Source organism: Enterococcus sp. AAFC-DPL-5182 (assembly GCF_058216605.1).
Genome location: NZ_CM177101.1, coordinates 2,435,826 through 2,454,920 on the forward strand (window position 1 = coordinate 2,435,826; position 19,095 = coordinate 2,454,920).

At 36.3% G+C, this 19,095-nt stretch carries 16 protein-coding genes; 2 read left to right on the forward strand and 14 right to left on the reverse strand.

Translation table 11 applies throughout. The annotated features are described in order from the left end of the window. Positions 1-84: 84 nt before the first annotated feature. From glgB to AC4BB7_RS11380, 3 genes are all read right to left on the reverse strand, one after another. Complete coding sequence (gene glgB / locus AC4BB7_RS11370; protein ID WP_086313621.1) at positions 85-2,001, reverse strand: 1,4-alpha-glucan branching protein GlgB; 1,917 nt, start codon at positions 1,999-2,001, stop codon at positions 85-87. A 396-nt stretch (positions 2,002-2,397) separates the two neighbouring features. Further along, positions 2,398-5,037, reverse strand: coding sequence for an alanine--tRNA ligase (gene alaS, locus AC4BB7_RS11375; RefSeq protein ID WP_490483093.1), 2,640 nt, complete (start codon positions 5,035-5,037; stop codon positions 2,398-2,400). 327 nt (positions 5,038-5,364) lie between these two features. Further along, on the reverse strand, positions 5,365-6,471 hold the full coding sequence (locus AC4BB7_RS11380) for a DUF7278 family profilin-like fold-containing protein (protein ID WP_490483094.1): 1,107 nt from the start codon (positions 6,469-6,471) through the stop codon (positions 5,365-5,367). A gap of 93 nt (positions 6,472-6,564) precedes the next feature. Here AC4BB7_RS11380 and AC4BB7_RS11385 point away from each other — a divergent pair, with 93 nt between their 5' ends. Next, a complete protein-coding gene (locus AC4BB7_RS11385; protein ID WP_490483095.1) occupies positions 6,565-7,008 on the forward strand; it encodes a GNAT family N-acetyltransferase in 444 nt (147 codons plus the stop codon). Between the two features lie 39 nt (positions 7,009-7,047). Here AC4BB7_RS11385 and AC4BB7_RS11390 read toward each other — a convergent pair whose 3' ends face one another. The 3 genes from AC4BB7_RS11390 to AC4BB7_RS11400 form a co-directional block, all read right to left on the reverse strand. After that, entirely contained in the window at positions 7,048-8,361 is a 1,314-nt protein-coding gene (locus tag AC4BB7_RS11390; RefSeq protein WP_490485144.1) for an HAD family hydrolase, read from the reverse strand. 290 nt (positions 8,362-8,651) lie between these two features. After that, positions 8,652-10,004 carry a DEAD/DEAH box helicase gene (locus tag AC4BB7_RS11395; RefSeq protein WP_086313626.1) on the reverse strand — a complete coding sequence of 451 codons (1,353 nt, stop codon included), beginning with the start codon at positions 10,002-10,004 and terminating at the stop codon, positions 8,652-8,654. A 66-nt stretch (positions 10,005-10,070) separates the two neighbouring features. After that, a complete protein-coding gene (locus AC4BB7_RS11400) occupies positions 10,071-11,246 on the reverse strand; it encodes a VanZ family protein (protein ID WP_490483096.1) in 1,176 nt (391 codons plus the stop codon). Between the two features lie 186 nt (positions 11,247-11,432). On the opposite strand from AC4BB7_RS11400, the gene AC4BB7_RS11405 reads away from it, so the two are divergent. After that, complete coding sequence (locus tag AC4BB7_RS11405; RefSeq protein WP_490483097.1) at positions 11,433-11,756, forward strand: hypothetical protein; 324 nt, start codon at positions 11,433-11,435, stop codon at positions 11,754-11,756. Between the two features lie 418 nt (positions 11,757-12,174). On the opposite strand, the gene AC4BB7_RS11410 is transcribed toward AC4BB7_RS11405, so the two are convergent. The 8 genes from AC4BB7_RS11410 to AC4BB7_RS11445 form a co-directional block, all read right to left on the reverse strand. Beyond that, positions 12,175-12,513 carry a hypothetical protein gene (locus AC4BB7_RS11410; RefSeq protein WP_086313629.1) on the reverse strand — a complete coding sequence of 113 codons (339 nt, stop codon included), beginning with the start codon at positions 12,511-12,513 and terminating at the stop codon, positions 12,175-12,177. 14 nt (positions 12,514-12,527) lie between these two features. Next, positions 12,528-13,928 carry a T7SS effector LXG polymorphic toxin gene (locus AC4BB7_RS11415; RefSeq protein ID WP_490483098.1) on the reverse strand — a complete coding sequence of 467 codons (1,401 nt, stop codon included), beginning with the start codon at positions 13,926-13,928 and terminating at the stop codon, positions 12,528-12,530. Beyond that, complete coding sequence (locus AC4BB7_RS11420) at positions 13,919-14,290, reverse strand: DUF3958 family protein (RefSeq protein WP_086313631.1); 372 nt, start codon at positions 14,288-14,290, stop codon at positions 13,919-13,921. Before AC4BB7_RS11420 ends, AC4BB7_RS11415 begins: the two co-directional genes overlap by 10 nt. Then, positions 14,287-14,586, reverse strand: a complete 300-nt coding sequence (locus AC4BB7_RS11425; RefSeq protein WP_490483099.1) for a TIGR04197 family type VII secretion effector — start codon at positions 14,584-14,586, stop codon at positions 14,287-14,289. Before AC4BB7_RS11425 ends, AC4BB7_RS11420 begins: the two co-directional genes overlap by 4 nt. Before the next feature lie 383 nt (positions 14,587-14,969). Beyond that, complete coding sequence (locus tag AC4BB7_RS11430; protein ID WP_086313633.1) at positions 14,970-15,314, reverse strand: zinc ribbon domain-containing protein YjdM; 345 nt, start codon at positions 15,312-15,314, stop codon at positions 14,970-14,972. A 119-nt stretch (positions 15,315-15,433) separates the two neighbouring features. Then, the gene (locus AC4BB7_RS11435) at positions 15,434-16,276 is read right to left on the reverse strand and encodes a histidine phosphatase family protein (RefSeq protein WP_490483100.1); all 843 of its coding nucleotides are present in this window, start codon (positions 16,274-16,276) and stop codon (positions 15,434-15,436) included. A gap of 200 nt (positions 16,277-16,476) precedes the next feature. Further along, positions 16,477-17,427 carry a DHH family phosphoesterase gene (locus AC4BB7_RS11440; RefSeq protein WP_490483101.1) on the reverse strand — a complete coding sequence of 317 codons (951 nt, stop codon included), beginning with the start codon at positions 17,425-17,427 and terminating at the stop codon, positions 16,477-16,479. 13 nt (positions 17,428-17,440) lie between these two features. Next, the gene (locus tag AC4BB7_RS11445) at positions 17,441-18,763 is read right to left on the reverse strand and encodes a DRTGG domain-containing protein (protein WP_086313636.1); all 1,323 of its coding nucleotides are present in this window, start codon (positions 18,761-18,763) and stop codon (positions 17,441-17,443) included. Positions 18,764-19,095 lie beyond the last annotated feature (332 nt).

Below are 19,095 nucleotides of genomic sequence, written 5' to 3' on the forward strand. Positions count from 1 at the left end.
ACACTTTGGGTGAACAGTTCACCCTACCCCCTTTCAAAAAATCGCATTTTTTCGATTAAAACTAAGATTGTTATTTTTTCTATTTCACTTTGCACTGTGTTCATTCATTTTTTTGATTCGTATATTGATTTCTTTAGGTTTTAAAATAATTGCGCCTAGTGAAGGTACAATGGTTTGGATTTGATAATCAAAATGTTTGTAAGGCTCTTGACTTGTTTTACTGATTTGATTCGGTTCGATCCATGTACCGCCAAATTCTTTCATTTCAGTATTCAGCACTTCTTCATAACTACCTGGAAAAGGCACTCCTACTTTAAAATTTTGTCTTTCAATCGGCGAAAAATTCAAGATAACAATCAAGAAATCTTTTTTGGCTTTTCCTTTGCGAATAAAGCTCAGTACGGTCTGCTCACTATTATCTGCGTCAATAATTTCAATTGTTTCAGCCGTATGATCCAATTCCCACAAGGATTTTTCATTTTGATAAAACGCATTAAGTCTCTTTGTAAAATGTTGCATACTGCCATTCATTTCATCTTCAAGATCGACCCACTCCAACGCCTGATCAGATTTCCATTCTAGAAATTGTCCCCACTCACTTCCCATAAATAATAATTTTTTGCCAGGGTGAGTGATTAAATACACGTACAAATTACGAAGTTGAGCAAATTGTTTATACCGATCTCCCCACATTTTATGCATCAAACTTCTTTTTCCATGCACAACTTCATCGTGTGATAGTGGTAAAATATAATTTTCATTCATCATATACATGAAAGAAAATGTAAGTAAATGAAAATGATATTTCCGAAATGCAGCGTCCATTTCATAAAAACATAACGTGTCATTCATCCAGCCTAAATTCCATTTATAATCAAACCCCAAAGCTCCATTTTCGATCGTACCAGTAATTTTAGTTTCCGAAGAACTCTCCTCAGCAATCATGATCACATTAGGATGAGCCAGTTTAATCACTGCATTTAGCTTTTGTAAAAAGTAAAACCCATCCCAATTTCGATTGTCACTCGCTTGCTTGATTACTGTAGGTCCATCATCGTAATCAAGATAGAGCATATTAGAAACAGCATCTACACGGATGCCATCAATATGAAACATTTCGATCCAATACAAGGCGCTGGAAATCAAAAAACTTTGAATCTGAGGTTTGCTTAAATCAAAATTTAGCGAACCCCAACGCACATTTTTTGCTCGAATTGGATCATTATATTCAAATTGAGGGGTTCCATCATAATAAGCTAATGCATCATCATTAATACAAAAATGACCTGGCACCCAATCAATCAACACACCAATATTATTCAAATGACATTCTTCCACAAAATCTTGAAACTCTTCTGGAGTTCCATAATAAGAACTTAGTGCGAAATAGCCAATTAATTGATACCCCCACGACTCGCCTAAAGGATGCTCCATCAATGGCATGAACTCGATATGAGAAAAACCCATTTCTTTGACATAGGGAATGAGTGTCTCTTTTAATTTTTCAAAACTATAAGGCGTGCCATCTTCATTGGATTTCCATGAACCTGCATGGACTTCGTAAATATTCATAGGACGCTTAAAATAATTAGAATGCTTTGTCCGCCCACGCCAAAGTCCATCTCGCCATTTTTTTTCTGGTATAGTATGGATGACAGCTGCATCATGGGGGCGTTTTTCAAAATATGTTGCAAAGGGATCAATTTTATAAACAATTCTTCCGTTCTCTTGTTTGACTAAATATTTATAAAATTCGCCTCTTTTTGGCTTCGTTGTAAAAATTTCCCATACGTCAGATTGCGCTTCTTTTTTCATCGGCAAAGAATAGTCCCAATCATTGAAATCACCAACTAACCAAATTTGTTGGGCATTTGGCGCCCACACTCTAAAAACAAAGCCTTCTTGCCCCTTATAGTCAGCTTGATGAAATCCAAAATAATGGTGGCTATAGAAATTCTCACCTGATTCAAAACGTGCTATTGGACTTTTCTCGTTAGGCATCTGTTTTCCCCTCACTCTCTTAAATCAACTCTAGATTCTTTTGCTAGTTAAACGACTGACAATCGTGAGCTTTTTTTAGAATAGATAAAAAGTTTCAGAAATTATTCTTTTCTTTCTGAATTTTTCAAAAGAAAACACAATACAATTTCTGAAACTATCATTGATGTTAAACTGTTGTTTCATAAAAACGATGAAACAAATGAAAATAAATTGATCCTCTGATATTCTCGCTTTAGAATAATTTAATTTAGTAAGCGTCCTTTTATTAGAGTTCTTTAAGTAATGTTATCTTAAATCTAACAACAAAATGAAAAAAAAGAAAGAAATATCCCTCTAAAATGTCAAAAAAATAAGCAGACAAAACCAAGAACTTAGTGGTTTTATCTGCTTTTCGTCTTATTTTTCTAGCCAGCTTGCTACTTCATTTAGCGCATCGTTGATTCCAGCTGGATTTTTACCGCCAGCTTGAGCCATATCTGGACGACCGCCGCCACCGCCACCAACTTTTGGTGCGATTGTTTTGATCAAGTCACCCGCTTTTAAGCCTTTTTCATTTGCTTGTTTTGTCATAGCTGCTAATAAGCTAACTTTTTCATCTTGTGCTGTAGCTAAAACTAGAACATCTGATAATTCTTTTTGTTTCCATTGATCTGCTAATTGACGTAATTGATTCATATCTTTTACGTTTACTTGTGCCGCAATGTATGTTGTGTGATTGACTTCTTTAATGTCTTTGAAAATGTCTCCTGCTTGTTGATTTGCTAATTTTCCAGCAAGTTGTTCATTCTCTTTTTGTAAATCACGTAATTGTTGTTGTAATTGTTCTGTTTTTGAGACAACTTCTTTCAATTGAGGTGATTTAACAATTCCTGCAATGGCTTTTAATTGTTTTTCTTCTTCATTCATTAGCTCATATGCCTCTTTACTTGTCACAGCTTCGATTCTTCGCACGCCTGCTCCGATTCCTGACTCTGATACGATTTTGAAAATACCGATATCTTCTGTATTCGTCACATGCGTTCCACCACAAAGCTCGATTGAATAGCCGCCGATATTTACAACACGGACTTCTTTCCCGTATTTTTCACCGAATAAAGCCATAGCGCCCATATTTTTAGCTGTATCGATATCCGTTTCGACTGTTTCAACTGGGATAGCTTCCCATATTTTTTCATTGACGATTGCTTCCATTTGAACTAACTCTTCTGGAGTGACTTGACCAAAATGAGTAAAGTCAAAACGTAAGTGTCCTGGAGCAACTAATGAACCAGCTTGATTCGCGTGGTCGCCTAAAATATCTTTCAACGCACGGTGTAGTAAATGCGTTGCAGTATGATTTTTCAAGATGCGGTTGCGCATTTTTTCATCTACATGCAGTTCGTATATTGCGCCTTCAACTAATTTACCAGTCACTTGAACGGTGTGTAAAAATTGACCATTTGGCGCTTTTAAAACATTTTCTACGTGGGCTACGATCGTACCATTTTGATCTTTGATCGTTCCGTGATCCGCTACTTGTCCACCCATTTCTGCATAGAATGGTGTTTCAGCAAAGATCAATTGCGCTGTTCCATCAGAAAGTTCGCTAAGGATTTCTTCATCTTTTAAAATGATTAACAGTTTGCTTGTTGTTTCTAGATTACTATAGCCGACAAATTTACTTTCAACTTTGATATCAGTCAATACGGCCGATTGTACACCCATTGACGTTTCTTTACTACGGGCAGAACGAGCACGTTCTCTTTGCGCTTCCATTTCTTTTTCAAAGCCTGCATGATCGACTTTTAAATCCGCATCTTCTGCAACTTCTTCTGTTAATTCAACAGGGAAGCCATACGTATCGTATAATTTAAAAATATCTTTACCGTTCAGCGTATCTTCGTTGGCTGCTTTTACCTTCGTAATTAATTCATTTAAAATATCTAATCCTTCATTGATCGTTTCATGGAAACGTTCTTCTTCAGTACGCACAACTTTTTCGATAAATTCTTTTTGTTGTAGTACTTCTGGATAATAACTTACCATCACTTCACCAACAACAGGAACTAGTTTATATAAGAAAGCTTCGTTGATTCCTAGCTTTTTCCCATGCATAACCGCACGACGTAATAAACGACGCAACACATAGCCGCGACCTTCATTTGAAGGTAGCGCACCATCACCGATTGCAAAAGATAATGCACGAATATGATCCGCGATCACTTTAAATGAAATATCTGTTTGCGGTGATTGACCATATGTTACTTGTCCGCTCAATTTTTCCACAGCATGAATGATCGGCATAAATAAATCTGTCTCAAAGTTAGTCGGTGCATTTTGAACGATAGAAACTACACGTTCTAAGCCCATGCCCGTATCAATGTTCTTATGTGGTAATGGCTCATAGGAGTCATCCGCTTGATGATTAAACTCAGAAAATACTAAGTTCCAAATTTCTAAATAACGTTCATTTTCGCCACCAGGATAGTTTTCTGGATCATCTTCTGCTACATCATTAAATGATTCACCGCGATCATAGAAAATTTCAGAATCTGGTCCACATGGTCCTGCACCGATATCCCAAAAATTATCTTCGATATCAATAATGTGATCCATTGTTAAGCCAACTTCTTCATGCCAAATACGTTTAGCTTCTGTATCTTTTGGATAAACAGTGACATATAACTTCTCTGGATCAAACGCCATCCAATCTGGAGATGTTAAAAATTCCCACGCCCAGTGGATCGCTTCTTTTTTGAAATAATCACCAATTGAAAAATTTCCTAACATTTCAAACATAGTATGGTGACGTGCTGTTTTCCCAACATTTTCAATATCATTGGTGCGGATCGATTTTTGAGCGTTGGTGATTCTTGGATTTTCCGGCACTACTGAACCATCGAAATATTTTTTTAGTGTAGCAACACCAGAGTTGATCCATAATAAGGTTGGATCATTGACTGGAACTAATGAAGCGCTTGGCTCCACAGAGTGTCCTTTAGATTTGAAAAAGTCTAAATACATTTGACGAACTTGACTACTTGATAATTGTTTCATTGATCGATTCCTACTTTCTACAATAATTAATTGACGTACCCATTTTGTGCAACAAAAAAAGCGGTCTTCACTGCAACACAAGGACGAAAAATCGCGGTACCACCTTGTTTGCAATGAAGTCGCTTTGACATACATTACCTCTTAAACTCTATAACGCAGAGTCGCGTTGATATTTCTATCAAAGTGATTAAAAGGGAGCAATTACGTTTTTGCGCTATTCTTCTTTCAGCAACGAAGAACTTTCTGTAAACACTAAAAAAACGAATCATATCCTTTAGTTTCTCCACAAATTATAAGGAAAGATTAAAAAAAAGTCAATGTTTTCTATTAACTTTCAATTTTAATTACCTTTCGATAGAGATAGTCTTGCGGATTTAATTTTTGTTCCATTGAAATCTTGTGAGAAGAATAAAAATAGGTGGACAACGGTAACATATTTTCAATCAAAGTATCTTTTGCTACGAGTTGCTTAATCAATTTACTTTTAGCCAAATCATCTGTCAATTCAAAATGATTTTGCTGTGTATCGATCACTAAGCCAAACATATTCGCACCATCCATCTTACTTTTGATTTGGCATCCAGACTCATTATTTTGAATCAATAATTCATTGCCCCAACGAAATAGCCGACGAGTTCCACCGCCTACCGCATATTCCCATTGATCTTCAGACAATAAGTCAAATCCCTGCCTTTTTGTCGCGAGTTTTAATTCTTCATGTGTAAAATCACTATGGCTATAGACAAAATAATAATCCGATTCAGGTAAAAACTCTAAATAAAACTCATTTTTGACCAACAACGATTGCGGAAATGACCAAGTGAGGCTTTCTTGCGCTGTTAATTTAGGAAAAAGCTTTTGACAAATACTCTTTTCATACGGGAAAAATCTTTCTACTTCTCCTTCAAAGGTCCCAGTGATCGTGTCAAATATTCCTAAAAATTCAGTACCAGCAGGCAATGCATATTTTTGAACAAACATAGCTGGAATCGCTACTTTTCTTAAATCCGTCGTATGATCATTTATGTAATCAGCAATCCCTTCTAACGAATGTAAATCATAATTTGTTTCTTCTTCTACCCATTCAGAGGCTGGTAAAATTGCATCGTTCGTCAATGATGTTTTGAATGTATTTTTTTCTAAACTCTCCACGTCAAATCCTAATAATTCATGTGAGCGCAATCCTTCTGCACCCAAATCCCAACCAAGGATCGCTTCACTATTGCCTGGGATAAACACAAATAATTCACCATCAAACTCCAATTCAAACGTTCGACATTTAATTCCATAAAGTTCAAAATTTACTAATTGGATCGTATTGACTTCCACAGTTGGTGGAACAAAATACATTAACAATTGATGTAAGAGCGATTCTTTTTCATGATCTTTCAAATTTTTCCAATTTGCCCATTCAACTTGTTCAAATAGATCCACACTATTCCCTCCTCGTACGTTTCAAAAATATCTGTTATGATTAAGTATACCACTGAATGATTCTTTCATTAAGAAAATTAGCTGGAGGTTCGTATGCATATACATTTTGGAAATGAGCGGTGGAATCAAGCCGCGGCTTTTGCTTTGCGTTATGAGGTTTTCGTCATTGAACAAGGTATTTCAGTGCAAGACGAGTTTGATGACCTGGACACCATAGATCGGTCTTATTTTGTTGTTTATGAAGGAGCACTTCCCATCGCAACGATTCGTTACCAAAATAAAGACGATCACACGATTCAGCCTGATCGCTTCTGTGTCCGTAAAGACTTTCGAGGCAAAGGGATCGGGAAGAATCTACTTTTATTATTAGAACAAAAAGCACTAGATGCAGGTTATTCCTTTAGTGTTCTTTCAGCAGAAAAAACCGCTGTAGACTTTTATACCTCACTAAACTATACCATCCATTCACAAGAATATTTTGAAGATGGCATTCTTTGTGTGGAAATGATAAAAAATTTAAAGGAGTCCTTGAGATAGCTCTTAGACTCCTTTAGCATAAAAATTGTCGTAATAGTCTTAATATAACGTGGCTTTATCCTTACCAAAAAGAATACTCGCTTGTTCTGGAATCAACTTTCCAGTATTCTCATCACGTCCTTGAAGCAAATAGTTTTGATCTGTACTTTGTTTCTCTGTAGCTTTTTTGTATAGTTCACCTATATCACCTGATTTATTTCGATTAAAAATCAGGCCTACCTTCATATCATCAAAGTCAGTCAACATCGCTACATCTCCAGCGCTATCCCCTGCAACTAAGATTGGACCATTATTGTTATGCTTTTCAGCAATATATTTTTTGATTGTTTTTGTTTTGCCGTCGCCTTGCGTTTGATTGTAGGCTGTATCAAATTTAGTTTGGATCACGTCATTCTCTTTTACAAGTCGCATCGCATAGATATGATCGGCTGGTACTTGATAACCATACTTTTCTTCGGTAGCAAAAGGAATGATAACATCAATGTATGATGCAGAACAAACATATACATCTATCCCATTTTCCATCAACGTTTTGTATAAATTTTGCATTTCAGCAAGTGTTCGAATCCCTTTTTGTACATTCACTTCAACTTGCCCTGCTTCATTTTTTAATGATTCAGGACTTTTTAGTGTCACCATTTCTATAGGGAGTTCAAGTGAATGATCGATCGCTTCACGAGTCAACGCTTGTACTTCATCTGTCGTCATACCAGTAAACAGATATGTCACCCACGGATAACTAATATCTGAGCTAAACGTATCCCCTATTGCATCATACAGATAACGGATTTTCGTTGAAAAATCTTTGTATTCATCTGTTTCTTTTATTTCCGTAAGCTTTTTCTGCCCATTCATTCCTTCATATGATTGTTCTATTATTTTGTAGTCATTGACAATATCTCTTGTAGCTTTGTCAATATTAACAGCATTACCATCAGAATTGTTCCATTCATCTTTGAAATTGTCTTTTGGAATGTTCATTTTTAACGCATTCTCTAATTCATCTGGCGTCATTTTAAATCTTAAATTCTCGAATTGAAACATAAAAGTTGCTTCACCGATGTCGTTAAAAATCGTGGTATTATCCCAATCAAAAACAGCATAAGGCTTGTTCTTTGCATCATACGCCTTACTATCGACTCCATTTTCTTTGATTAAGTTGTTCAACGTTTGATAATTTTCATCAAACCAACTATTTGCTTTTAAAGCAGAGTGCTCTGCTTCTTTGCTTGAAGAGACTTTAGTGACAGAGTTGCTAGATTCCTTTGTTGTTTCCTTAGAATTTGTGCTACATGCTGATAATGAGCCTAGTAAAGTTGTTGTAACGATTAAAAAAATTGTTTTTTTCAAAATAAATTTCCTCCCATTTATAATTAATGTTCAAAAATTCACCGTTGAATACTACTGAGCTTCATTGATCAGTTTAATAGATATCTATTAAAACAGTATAATGTATCCGCTTTATTTTTTCAATAGCTAAAAATAACAATACGGTAAGACTTGTTTATTTAATAATCTAAATGAACTCCTTTTAGTTGCTTATATGGTACAAAAAATACGATAGTTTTAAACCAATAAATGATTGGTCTAAAACTATCGTTTGAAAGTAACCTATTATCCAAGCTTGTCTATCAGCTTTACGATTATTTATAGCTATTCTTTTTCGCTTTTTTAGCTGTTCGTGTTTGCTGACGGCGTTCAACTTTACGTTTTTGTTTATTGCTAGCTGATATTGCCCATTCGATTTTCTTTTTGTAGCCAGGTTTGATTTTTTTCTTTTTCTTTTTCACCAAACCAATTAAAGTTGGATCTTCTAAAGCATCTTTTGATTTTTCACGTTTTGTTCGGCGATTCCGATCATACGTATCGATCAATTCACCATTTTTGATTTCTTTTGGATGAAACTCGATGCCTAATTGCTCCACTTCAGATATTGCTTCTTCGTCTGCGGGTGAATAAAGCGTGATCGCTGTTCCATCTAAGCCATTTCGTCCTGTTCTACCGACACGGTGAATAAAGAAATCTAAATCACTTGGTACCTCTGCATTGATTACATGTGAAACTCCCTCAATATCAATGCCTCGGGCGGCTAAATCAGTTGCAACCACATATTGAAATTCAAGATCTTGGACTTGTCTCATCACACGTTTACGTTCACGTGGAGAAATATCGCCATGGATTTTTGCCACTTTTAAACCTTGATCTTTTAAATAGTCCGTAATTTCGTCTACTCGTTGTTTCGTATTGGCAAAGACAATCACTAGATACGGATGACCAATCGTCAATAATTGGTAAATCAGACGATTTTTGTCTTTTCCTTTTGTTGAAATCAACCAATTATCAATTGTTTCTGAGATAATATTTTTAGGTTTGATATGTTCAATGATCGGATTTTCCATATACTTTTTCAAGAATGGTTTTAATTTTTCTGGGATTGTCGCTGAGAAAACGAGCATTTGCAGCTTATCTGGCAAACGTCCAGCAATTTGGTCAACTTCTTCTAAAAAGCCCATGTCTAATGTCATATCTGCTTCATCCACAACAAAAGCAAACGCTGTATGTGCTTTTAATGCTTGTTCATTCATCAAATCTAAAATACGACCTGGTGTCCCAATAACCACATGAGGCTGTTGGTGTTTTAGTTTAGCGATTTGACGCTGTTTATCGGTACCACCGACAAAGTTTGTCACACGCATTTCCGGTTGACTGAATTTTGCGATCTGAGCCGCTTCTTGATAAATTTGATTCGCTAATTCTCGACTCGGTGCCGTGATCAGAATCTGTACTTCATCCAATTGAGGATTTACTTTATTCATCAATGGTAATAAAAATGTATGCGTCTTTCCACTTCCTGTTTGGGATTGACCGATTACACTTTTGCCTTTTTTAATCACTGGGATCAATTTTTCTTGTACTTCTGTTGGTTGTTCAAATCCTTTATCCGCTAAAGCTTCCATGATAAAATCGTTGAATTGAAATTGTTTAAATGAACTCATTTACCTCACCTCTTTCAAACTTGTTGTGTAAGTCCTCATGCATTATACCACAGAAACCACAAATTCTTATTCATTTTCTCTATTTTTCTGATCTTTTATCGTGCTGATCGTATAGGTATGACTCGCTTTTTCATAAAACAAACGACGATTCTTTCTAACCAATACATACAGAACATTAATGAAAAATAGTAATAATAGAAACGAACAAAATAGAAACAATATAAAACTTACTAACTGCAACATTCGATTATTAGAATTGAGTAGATCAGCTGAACTAGTCATATAAGAACTGATCAAACCATAAACAAAATACAAATAACCATAACGAATAAATAAAGCGTTAAAACGAATTTTTTCATGACCTTCTTCTACAACTTGAATACGCACGACTTTCTTGCCGATTGTTTTCCCATTCGTAAGTTTAGGCAGCAACATAAACACTATAAATACCATAGCGAAAAACCAAACTCGTCCTTCTAATGCAGGATACCCAACAAACCATTGTTTGTATTCTGGGATTAAATTAAGCATAAACATCCCAAGCGCTTGCACGATCGAAATCACAAACCAATCGATCAAAAAAGCCACAAAACGCCGAAATAAACTAACAGATTGCCCTTTTTCATAGGCGGCTTCATCCAGCTCGTCTCTTGTTGGAAATAAAAAGGTCAACATCGGTGTAATCGCATAACCAACCATCCCGCCAAACGTATTGTTGATCAAATCATTCACATCAGCTAATCGGTATGGCCTAGGATAAATAAAATACAAACCGCTCAACTGTGTCAATTCAAAAAATAGCGACAAAAGAAAACTAGCTAAAACCACTTTTCTAAATGAAAATTTGTAATAATAACGTAAATACACCCCAAAAGGAACTAATAACAAGATATTGAAGACAGGTTCCAACACGACGCCTTGTCTTAACGCAGGGACAAATGTGCTTGGATCATGAATATTCAGTACGGTATCTTGTAAAAAACGACTGACAAAATAAAAGGGTCGTAATTCTAAATATTGACTGGTATATTGCGCAACCTCTGCTTTTGGCGGTAATGGCAAAATAACTAAAAAATAAGCACATAGTAAATAGAAAACAAATGAATACAGTATCAGTGCTCTTCTAAATAAAAAAGTGCCATATTTCCGGTATTCACGAATAATAAGCACAAATGAAATCGCAAATGCCAAAAAAGGAAAAACGATCATTGCTGTTTTGATTGGTGCAGCATATGCTGACATCTAAACACACTCCTTCCTCTTTAGTGTAGTAGAAAATAAAACGTTTGTCATTTCTAATAACTAGAGCTTTAACAAAAAATATATTTTGCAAATTGGAAAAATTGCAGTATGATTGATTTATAGCGTGAGAGACATTACTACACTAATTCATTAGATGATTCAATTTTTCTATACGGAGGCTTTTTTATGTTAAATCCATACTTTGCATTTGGCGTTCCTATCTTTTTACTTTTTTTATACATTGTATTTGCTATTATTAGAAAAAAAAGCAAACTGCACTATATCGGATTCGTTCTTTTACTGATTGCAACCTTTATGATGGCCTTTAGTTTTCAGGTTTTGCAAGGATTGTGGACTTTAGAGGATAATAATTCTACAGAGCAACTAAATACGTTGCGTTACTCGCCAGAATTATTGTGGATTCCACTTATTTTAGGTGGCGTGTTAGCGGTTCTCAATCTTTGGCGTGGGGTGAAAAGAGTGCAGTCTTTTCGGGAAGATTCAAATTAGAGACACAAAACGATGGAAAGAAGGCAATTCTTCTTTCCATCGTTTTTAGTTATATGGGATAGCTATTCTTTTTCATAAAATCCAGAAGTGGGGAAGGCACTTCGAATCCTGCTAATACTATAGCGAACGTTTTCTTTTCAGTTGCTGTTTCTGGTCGAGCTTTTATAATTGATTGTGACTTTTTGATACTATGCCCCCAAAAGCAATGACTACAATATCAATATCGTGATCAGATATGACACTTTATTGGTCGAAATTCTCTCCCTGGTCTTAATCTTCTGGTTCTTCTCCTTAATTTCTTTAGAGTCAGTTGGAGATCTAATAAGAACCTGCCGCACATACGAAACCCCTCCTGTCTGTAGAATAACTTATCATCATTCTTCAAGCAAAAGGGGAAATAGGCTAAAATATTGATTTACTAAAAGAACTCTACATCAAGGACAAAGCCTATATTTTTTTTGGTATACGAAATGAGTCGATAATGCAATGATTTATCAGTTTGATTTGTTGTGTAAAATGTTGCGTTAGGATACTCTAAAAAAAAGACAAGCTTCATAAACAGTTGTTGTATAGCCTCTTTTTCAAGTTCATTTGTGGAAACCTTTAGAATAAAGATTTCATTCTCTCTATCAAAAGACAGGTTTGATTCTTTTATATCTTCTCCCTGATATTCCACAAAAGATCTGATTTCTGCTCCTATTCCTGGTTCATATTCATGATTTATTTCATCTGCTACCTTCTCAAAAAAGTCTTCCATATTTCTCCCACTTTCTATTTTGGTATATACTTCCCTTTTGGGGCAGAAGAATGTACCGAGACAATTCCTCCTCGATCATTCGTTACTACCTTATTTCCTCTCAAGTCAATATATTCCCATGTTTTTCTTCCCAGTTCATCAATTTTTGACTTTCTTGTTTTCATATTGTTATCAATAATGGCATCAATTCTTTCCGGAGTAAACCCTCTCTCATTTGTTCTTTCTGCGCCATGTTTTGACATTGATCGCCCACCCGGAGTTACATCACCGGTATCTAAGTCATATCCATTTCCAAAACTGTTAAAGGCATTCCAGACTGTACCAGTCCCATGTACCATTGCAGCTGTTCCACTAGCAGTCACTGCTGGGCTTAAAGTTGCACTAGCTCCACCAGTAAATGGTGTTCCTACAAATGATAGAGCATTCCCACCAATCAACCAGGAAAAACCACCAAGAAATTCTGCTGCTCCACCTGCAACTGATAGAAGATCTCCAGCAAATTGGGCAACTGCATATGGTTTCGTTCCAACAGAGTCAGCATCTAAAGTACGTTCGCCCATTAAAGCACTCAATCCAAAGTTTTCATAAATTTTATCTGCAATTCCTACACCAAAAGCCTTCAGTGCATTCCAGTTATTTGTAGCGATTGCTTCTTGAACCGCTAAAGTCATCTTAGGATTAAACGCACCATCTACATAGACACCTGTCACATTACCAAATTCGTCGAACGTATAAGTAATTTCTTGATTTTCTATGCGATGTGCTTCAACCTTTGCATCAATCTTTTTCTGTCTCTTGTCCCACTCACGTCCAATTGGTTTTGTCCACGCTAGATTTACCTGACTTATATCAAACGTTCCTGAAGAAGCATTCCACGCTGCACCTTTTTCAACTTCTGCTAGTCCAGCATCAAAGTTGGCCAGTTGTGTTTCAAAATCCGCAAATAGATCAGGAGAACTGGCATTAAAATCGTACAGTTTCTGCAGCTTTTCTTCGTTTTTTTGGATTGCTGCTTGAACGTGCATATAGCGCTGTTCCAGACCTTGATTGGGTTCTTTTTCTTTATCTAGCCGTTGTGCCATACTTTGAAGTGTTGTTTGCCCTTGAGAAATAACAGCTTTCAGTTGGTCTTCTATGACATCACAAGTATCCACTTGTGATTGAAACTCTTCTGGAAACTTGCTATGCGCTTCAATTAACGATTCACATACCAAGATAAAACCACTTGCCAACGTAGGGTACACTGCAGAAAAATATTGTTTTGCAGAATCATAAGTCTTGCCAGACAAAGGTGCATTCATAAAGTGATTCACACTATCTTTTAGTACACCACTAAATTGAATATACTCGTTTGCCATTTGTTTGGCTACTGCACTTTGGGCGCTCACTTCTCCTACAAAAAAATCTAATCCCATGCACTGTCACCACCTTCTCGGCTAAACAGTTGCTTGCGCTCAACGTATAATTGTTCTTCTTTGTCAGTAAAAAATCTTTTTTGTTCTGATAGAAAATCTGATTGCTCCTGCAGTTCCCGAATCTGTTTTTGTTGTAACTCTCTAGATTCAAGTTCTAACTCTGAAAAGTGATTTATCAGGGTTGATCCTTGACTTGCTTCTATTAATTCTTGATAAAAGCGTTGTTCTAAATTTGAAATATAAAAATATTCTTGCTCTGCTTCTTCTAATTGACGTATCTCCCGCTGATTACTCTCTTGCTCTAGCGATAGCTGTTGTAACTCCATCTGTATGATTGATTCCCTACCAACCTCATTTTTCATAACTTTAATACCCCATTTGGGGTCAATCCATCAAAGCCACTTTTAACTTTCTGATCAATGGCCGCAAACTCTTTTGCAACCGAGTGAATGTTATTGCCATCTCTTGCTATTGCATTTGATAGCCGTTGACCTCTACTATGTACGCTAGTAAGACTGTTCTTAGCGTTCTCATTACCACTTACCTTTGTTCTGTTTGCCATAGCTGTAGGCTGATTTACTGAAGTAAAACTACTAGCTGCTTTACTTAGTTGAGAAGAAACACCACCTGCTACAGTTAAACTACTATTAACTCCCATAATAAACTCCTTTAAATAGACTTACAATATAGTTTAACACAAACATATATGTATTTTATTCACATTGTTAATTAAAATTTTCTTTTGATTTGATTAATCATCTTTATGACATTTTTAGACAACTTTGATTAAGAGTATTATTTTTCTTAAAGAATATTTTAGTTTTTAACACCTTTTCTTTAAAGACAAAAAATAATCTAGTTACCGTCTTAAACGGCTCTGTCGAAGAGGTTATGTTAGCACATAGCCTCTTTACGAATTCATTGGAACAAAAAACAAAGTAAGTTTATAGGGGAATCTTCTTGATTGGTTCAAACAAAAAACGAGTGTCAGAGATAAACTCCTAACACTCGACAATCATAAACAGCTTGATTATTGATCCTTTAATTCTTCTTCACAAACTCAGATTTAAGTTTCATCGGACCAAATCCTTCAACTTTACAATCAATATTATGGCCATCTGCCGCATCAACCACTAAACGAATGCCTTTAACCTTCGTTCCCTGTTTGATCGCACCACTTGCCCCTTTGACTTTTAAATCTTTGATAACTGTTACATTATCACCGTCAGCTAAGACATTTCCATTTGAATCTTTGATGACAGTTGCTGTATCTTCAGCTGCATCCGCTGGTGACCATTCGTGTGCGCACTCAGGACAAATCATCATGCCACGATCCTCGTAAGTGTATGTTGAGCCACATTCAGGGCAACTTGGTAAATTTTCCATTTAGCTTAAACTCTCCTTCATTCTATCGTTCTCTCTTAAAGTGTTATCACTTCATTCTATCGCACTTCTAAACGAAAGAAAAGAATTATTATATTTACAAATAGTAAAGTAAATCAGTTCTATTTACTTTCTTTTCCTTTTTCTACATAAGAAAGATCGTTTACGCTATCGATCGTATATTTACCATTTTTATACGTTACTTTTGACACACTAGCATTTTTTAATCCGCCATCCGGCAAGTCTGCATTTGCATCTAATTCACCTAACAATGTAATAATGCTCATCCCATGAGACACAACTAACACATTGTTCGCGCCTTCTTTTTCAGCATCTTTCACAATATCATCCAAGCCAGCTGTTAAGCGAGCAACAATCGTTTTACTATCTTCTGCCGGCCAGTTCACGCCTTCTTCAACATTTTTCTTATCTAAGTCAGATAATACATCAGCAAATTCGATGATTCCTTTATAGAAACCAACTTCTTTCATCCACTCATTGTACTCTTCATATGTTTTTCCTTGTTCTTTTGCCACTGCTGTCAGCATTTCTTCATTCATCAAGCCTTCATACGTACCAAAATTATATTCTCTTAGGCGTTTGTCTTTCGTCATTTCCTTTGTTAACGTTTCTTGTCCATTATTTTTCAAAACTAATTCAGCTGTTTCAATTGCACGTCCACTGTCACTCGTTACTACCTTATCAAATTTAACATCTGACAGCCCTTTACCTAACTGTTCTGCTACTTCAACGCCAGCTGGTGTCAGCGGTGCATCGATCCATCCTTGAGAGCGATCGACTGTATTCAACATCGTTTTACCATGGCGAGCAAGGTAGATCACTACTTCTGAATTTTCTTTTTCCTTTGTATCAGCTTTCTTTTCTTCCTTAGCAGTACCATTGCTGCACCCGACTAAAACCATTGACAATAACGCGATACCAACAACCATCTTTTTCAATTTCATAACACTTTCTCCTCCGTACTATTCCTTTTTTTGTTAAATATTTTAGGATATCTTTGTCTAACAGAAAAAGAAAAAACCCAACTATACCAAATAAAGTTATTTGGCACAATCAGGTTTAGCTTGTCTAAGACAATCACTATCCGCTATTTAACTAGCTTTAGTATAACGGATGTCTTTCTAAATGTAAATGCTTTCAGTTGTTATTTTTTATATTCATTACATAATTGCTGAATCTCACTGTAGATTTCATCAATTTCTAGTTGATCCTTAGCATTGGCACCGCTAGCTAAAGGATGTCCTCCACCATGATGTTTCTTTGCCAACTCATTGATCACAGGTCCTTTTGAGCGTAAACGAACGCGGTAATAGCCTTCTGGTTGCTCTACAAAAATCCCCCATGCTAGAACCTCATCGATCACACCAGGTAACGATACGATTGCAGCTGTTTCTGAATCAACAATGCCATACTCATCAAGTAAAGATTGAGGTAACATCACCATAGCTGCACCATACTCGTCTACTTTAATATTTTGATACACATAACCAGCTAATTTTGCGACACTCATCGGTATTTGTTCTAGTTCACGATTGAGCTCAGCAGCATTGAATTCATACGTCATCAGTTCAGCCGCTACCTCTAAGGTATGCGGTGTAGTTGATGGGTATAAGAACCTGCCAGTATCGCCAATGATCCCAGCATAGAGCAATCGGGCCGCATTATTATTCATGATTAGTTCATCTTGATGAAGATGATAAAAATCAGCGATGATTTCACTACAACTGCTCGCTTTTGGATTGACCCAGACTAAATCTCCATAAGGATCATCATTGGGATGATGATCGATTTTGATTAGTTCAGTACCTAGTTGATAGCGATCGTCACTGATTCTAGGTGAATTCGCTGTGTCAGTAACAATCACTAAAGCATTTTGGTACGTCTCATCAGACACTTCATCCATTTCCGCTAAAAACTCCAACCCTTCAACAGGGCCACCTGCCTGATAGATTTTTTTATCTGGAAAACTCGCTCTCAATATTTCCGCTAACCCAACTTGTGACCCGATTGCATCTGGATCAGGTCGTTGGTGGCGATGAATAATAATTGTTTGATAGGCTTTGATTTTCGCTAAAATTTCATTTACAACATCCATGCTCGATTTCCTCCTAAGTACGCTCCATTACTTGGCAAACAACAATTGCTTTTGCCACAAGTGCATTTTCCAAATACACTTCGATATCTAATTTTGCTGAACGGCGTCCAATTTCTAAGACTCTCGGACGGATATCCAGCTCACTTTCTAATTGTATCAAACGTAAATAATGTAAACTCATTTGCTCGATCAAGACATTTCTTCTTTGATTGGTAATCATCGTCCGTTGGGTCACGTTTGCAATGATTTCACTTAGCACGCCAAAAGAAATCGTCCCTACACTATTGACCATTTGAGGGGCAACTGAAAATTTAAACTGCGGCTCACCCGCTTTATTGCCTTCTTCCACAGGCATCACTTCACCAGAAATTTGATCAGAAATCGTATCTGCAATCTGTGGTTGTCGCTGTACCAACTGCATTGCTTTCATCACATCTTGTCTCGAAACAAAACCGACTAATGACAAATCATCTTCAACAACAGGCATTACTTCCAACCCATCCCAAATCATTTGATGACTAACACTTGCCACACTCATCATTTTTTTCACAACGATCGGATCTTTGGTCATGACTTTATCCATGGATAGCGTTTCTGCCTTGCCTAGAACATCTTTTGCTGTCACGATCCCGACTAAACGCAAGCTTTTATTGACTACAGGAAAACGTGAATGATGGGTTTTCTCTGAAAGTTTTTGATAATCAGCGATCGTATTCGTTGAAAATAAGTAATTTGTTTTTTCTAACGTCGTATAAATATCGCTGACTAACATGATATCCTTTTTAATCAATTGGTCGCTCAATGCCCTGTTGATCATTGTTGCCACAGTAAAGGTATCATAGGTCGTTCTCAGTACAGGCATTTCTAATTCATCCGCTAACTCAGCAATTTCATTTTCTGTATCAAAACCACCAGTAATCAAAACAGCTGCCCCATTTTCTAAGGCTAATTTTTGAACCCCTTGGCGATTCCCCACGATCATCAGCGAGCCTGGCGTAATATATCTTGTCATGGCTTTTTCAGTCATCGCACCAATCACAAACTTATTCAACACTTTATCCAGACCAGAAGATCCGCCCAAAACATCACCTTCAATGATTCGAACCACTTCACCAAAAGTCAATTTTTCAATATGTTTTTTTAATTTACGCTCGATTCGAATTGTTCCCACACGCTGAATCGTTGAAACTAATCCGATATTTTCAGCATCTTTGATTGCTCGATAAGCAGTTCCTTCACTAACACCAAGATTTTTTGCAATACTTCTAACAGAAATACGATCACCGATCGGCAATCCTTCAATGTACTTCAATATTTGATCATGTTTCGTAGCCATAATATCCTCCTCGTTTTAAAGTTGAGTGAACAAGTTTAGAACTTTATGATCTAAAACTTCCCTCGATTGTTCTACTACACTCCTTATAAATCAGAATCTTTCTTTTTATAAAAGGAATCTGTTTTAATTCTTTCTTCATCCATATTGAAACAGCTATAACTTCCATAGTAATTGACTTCACTTAAAAAGTATAACAAAAAAAACTACATTTTAGTACAGTTATTCTCTTTTTATTGTAACAGAAGTGAAAAATAAACAAACGTAATTCTACTTCTTTTTAGGAATACGCTAAAAAATGTCTGTAAACAGATTCGGCTAATACTGTTTGAAGT

Bases quoted from the DNA above. Each gene is read 5' to 3' on its own strand.
- AC4BB7_RS11415 (WP_490483098.1), bottom strand. From the start codon at position 13,928: ATGGGATTAGATTTTTTTGTAGGAGAAGTGAGCGCCCAAAGTGCAGTA.
- AC4BB7_RS11400 (WP_490483096.1), bottom strand. From the start codon at position 11,246: ATGTCAGCATATGCTGCACCAATCAAAACAGCAATGATCGTTTTTCCT.
- AC4BB7_RS11385 (WP_490483095.1), top strand. From the start codon at position 6,565: ATGCATATACATTTTGGAAATGAGCGGTGGAATCAAGCCGCGGCTTTT.
- AC4BB7_RS11410 (WP_086313629.1), bottom strand. From the start codon at position 12,513: ATGGAAGACTTTTTTGAGAAGGTAGCAGATGAAATAAATCATGAATAT.
- AC4BB7_RS11445 (WP_086313636.1), bottom strand. From the start codon at position 18,763: ATGGCTACGAAACATGATCAAATATTGAAGTACATTGAAGGATTGCCG.
- AC4BB7_RS11430 (WP_086313633.1), bottom strand. From the start codon at position 15,314: ATGGAAAATTTACCAAGTTGCCCTGAATGTGGCTCAACATACACTTAC.
- AC4BB7_RS11440 (WP_490483101.1), bottom strand. From the start codon at position 17,427: ATGGATGTTGTAAATGAAATTTTAGCGAAAATCAAAGCCTATCAAACA.
- AC4BB7_RS11395 (WP_086313626.1), bottom strand. From the start codon at position 10,004: ATGAGTTCATTTAAACAATTTCAATTCAACGATTTTATCATGGAAGCT.
- alaS (WP_490483093.1), bottom strand. From the start codon at position 5,037: ATGAAACAATTATCAAGTAGTCAAGTTCGTCAAATGTATTTAGACTTT.
- AC4BB7_RS11435 (WP_490483100.1), bottom strand. From the start codon at position 16,276: ATGAAATTGAAAAAGATGGTTGTTGGTATCGCGTTATTGTCAATGGTT.
- AC4BB7_RS11425 (WP_490483099.1), bottom strand. From the start codon at position 14,586: ATGGGAGTTAATAGTAGTTTAACTGTAGCAGGTGGTGTTTCTTCTCAA.
- glgB (WP_086313621.1), bottom strand. From the start codon at position 2,001: ATGCCTAACGAGAAAAGTCCAATAGCACGTTTTGAATCAGGTGAGAAT.
- AC4BB7_RS11420 (WP_086313631.1), bottom strand. From the start codon at position 14,290: ATGAAAAATGAGGTTGGTAGGGAATCAATCATACAGATGGAGTTACAA.
- AC4BB7_RS11405 (WP_490483097.1), top strand. From the start codon at position 11,433: ATGTTAAATCCATACTTTGCATTTGGCGTTCCTATCTTTTTACTTTTT.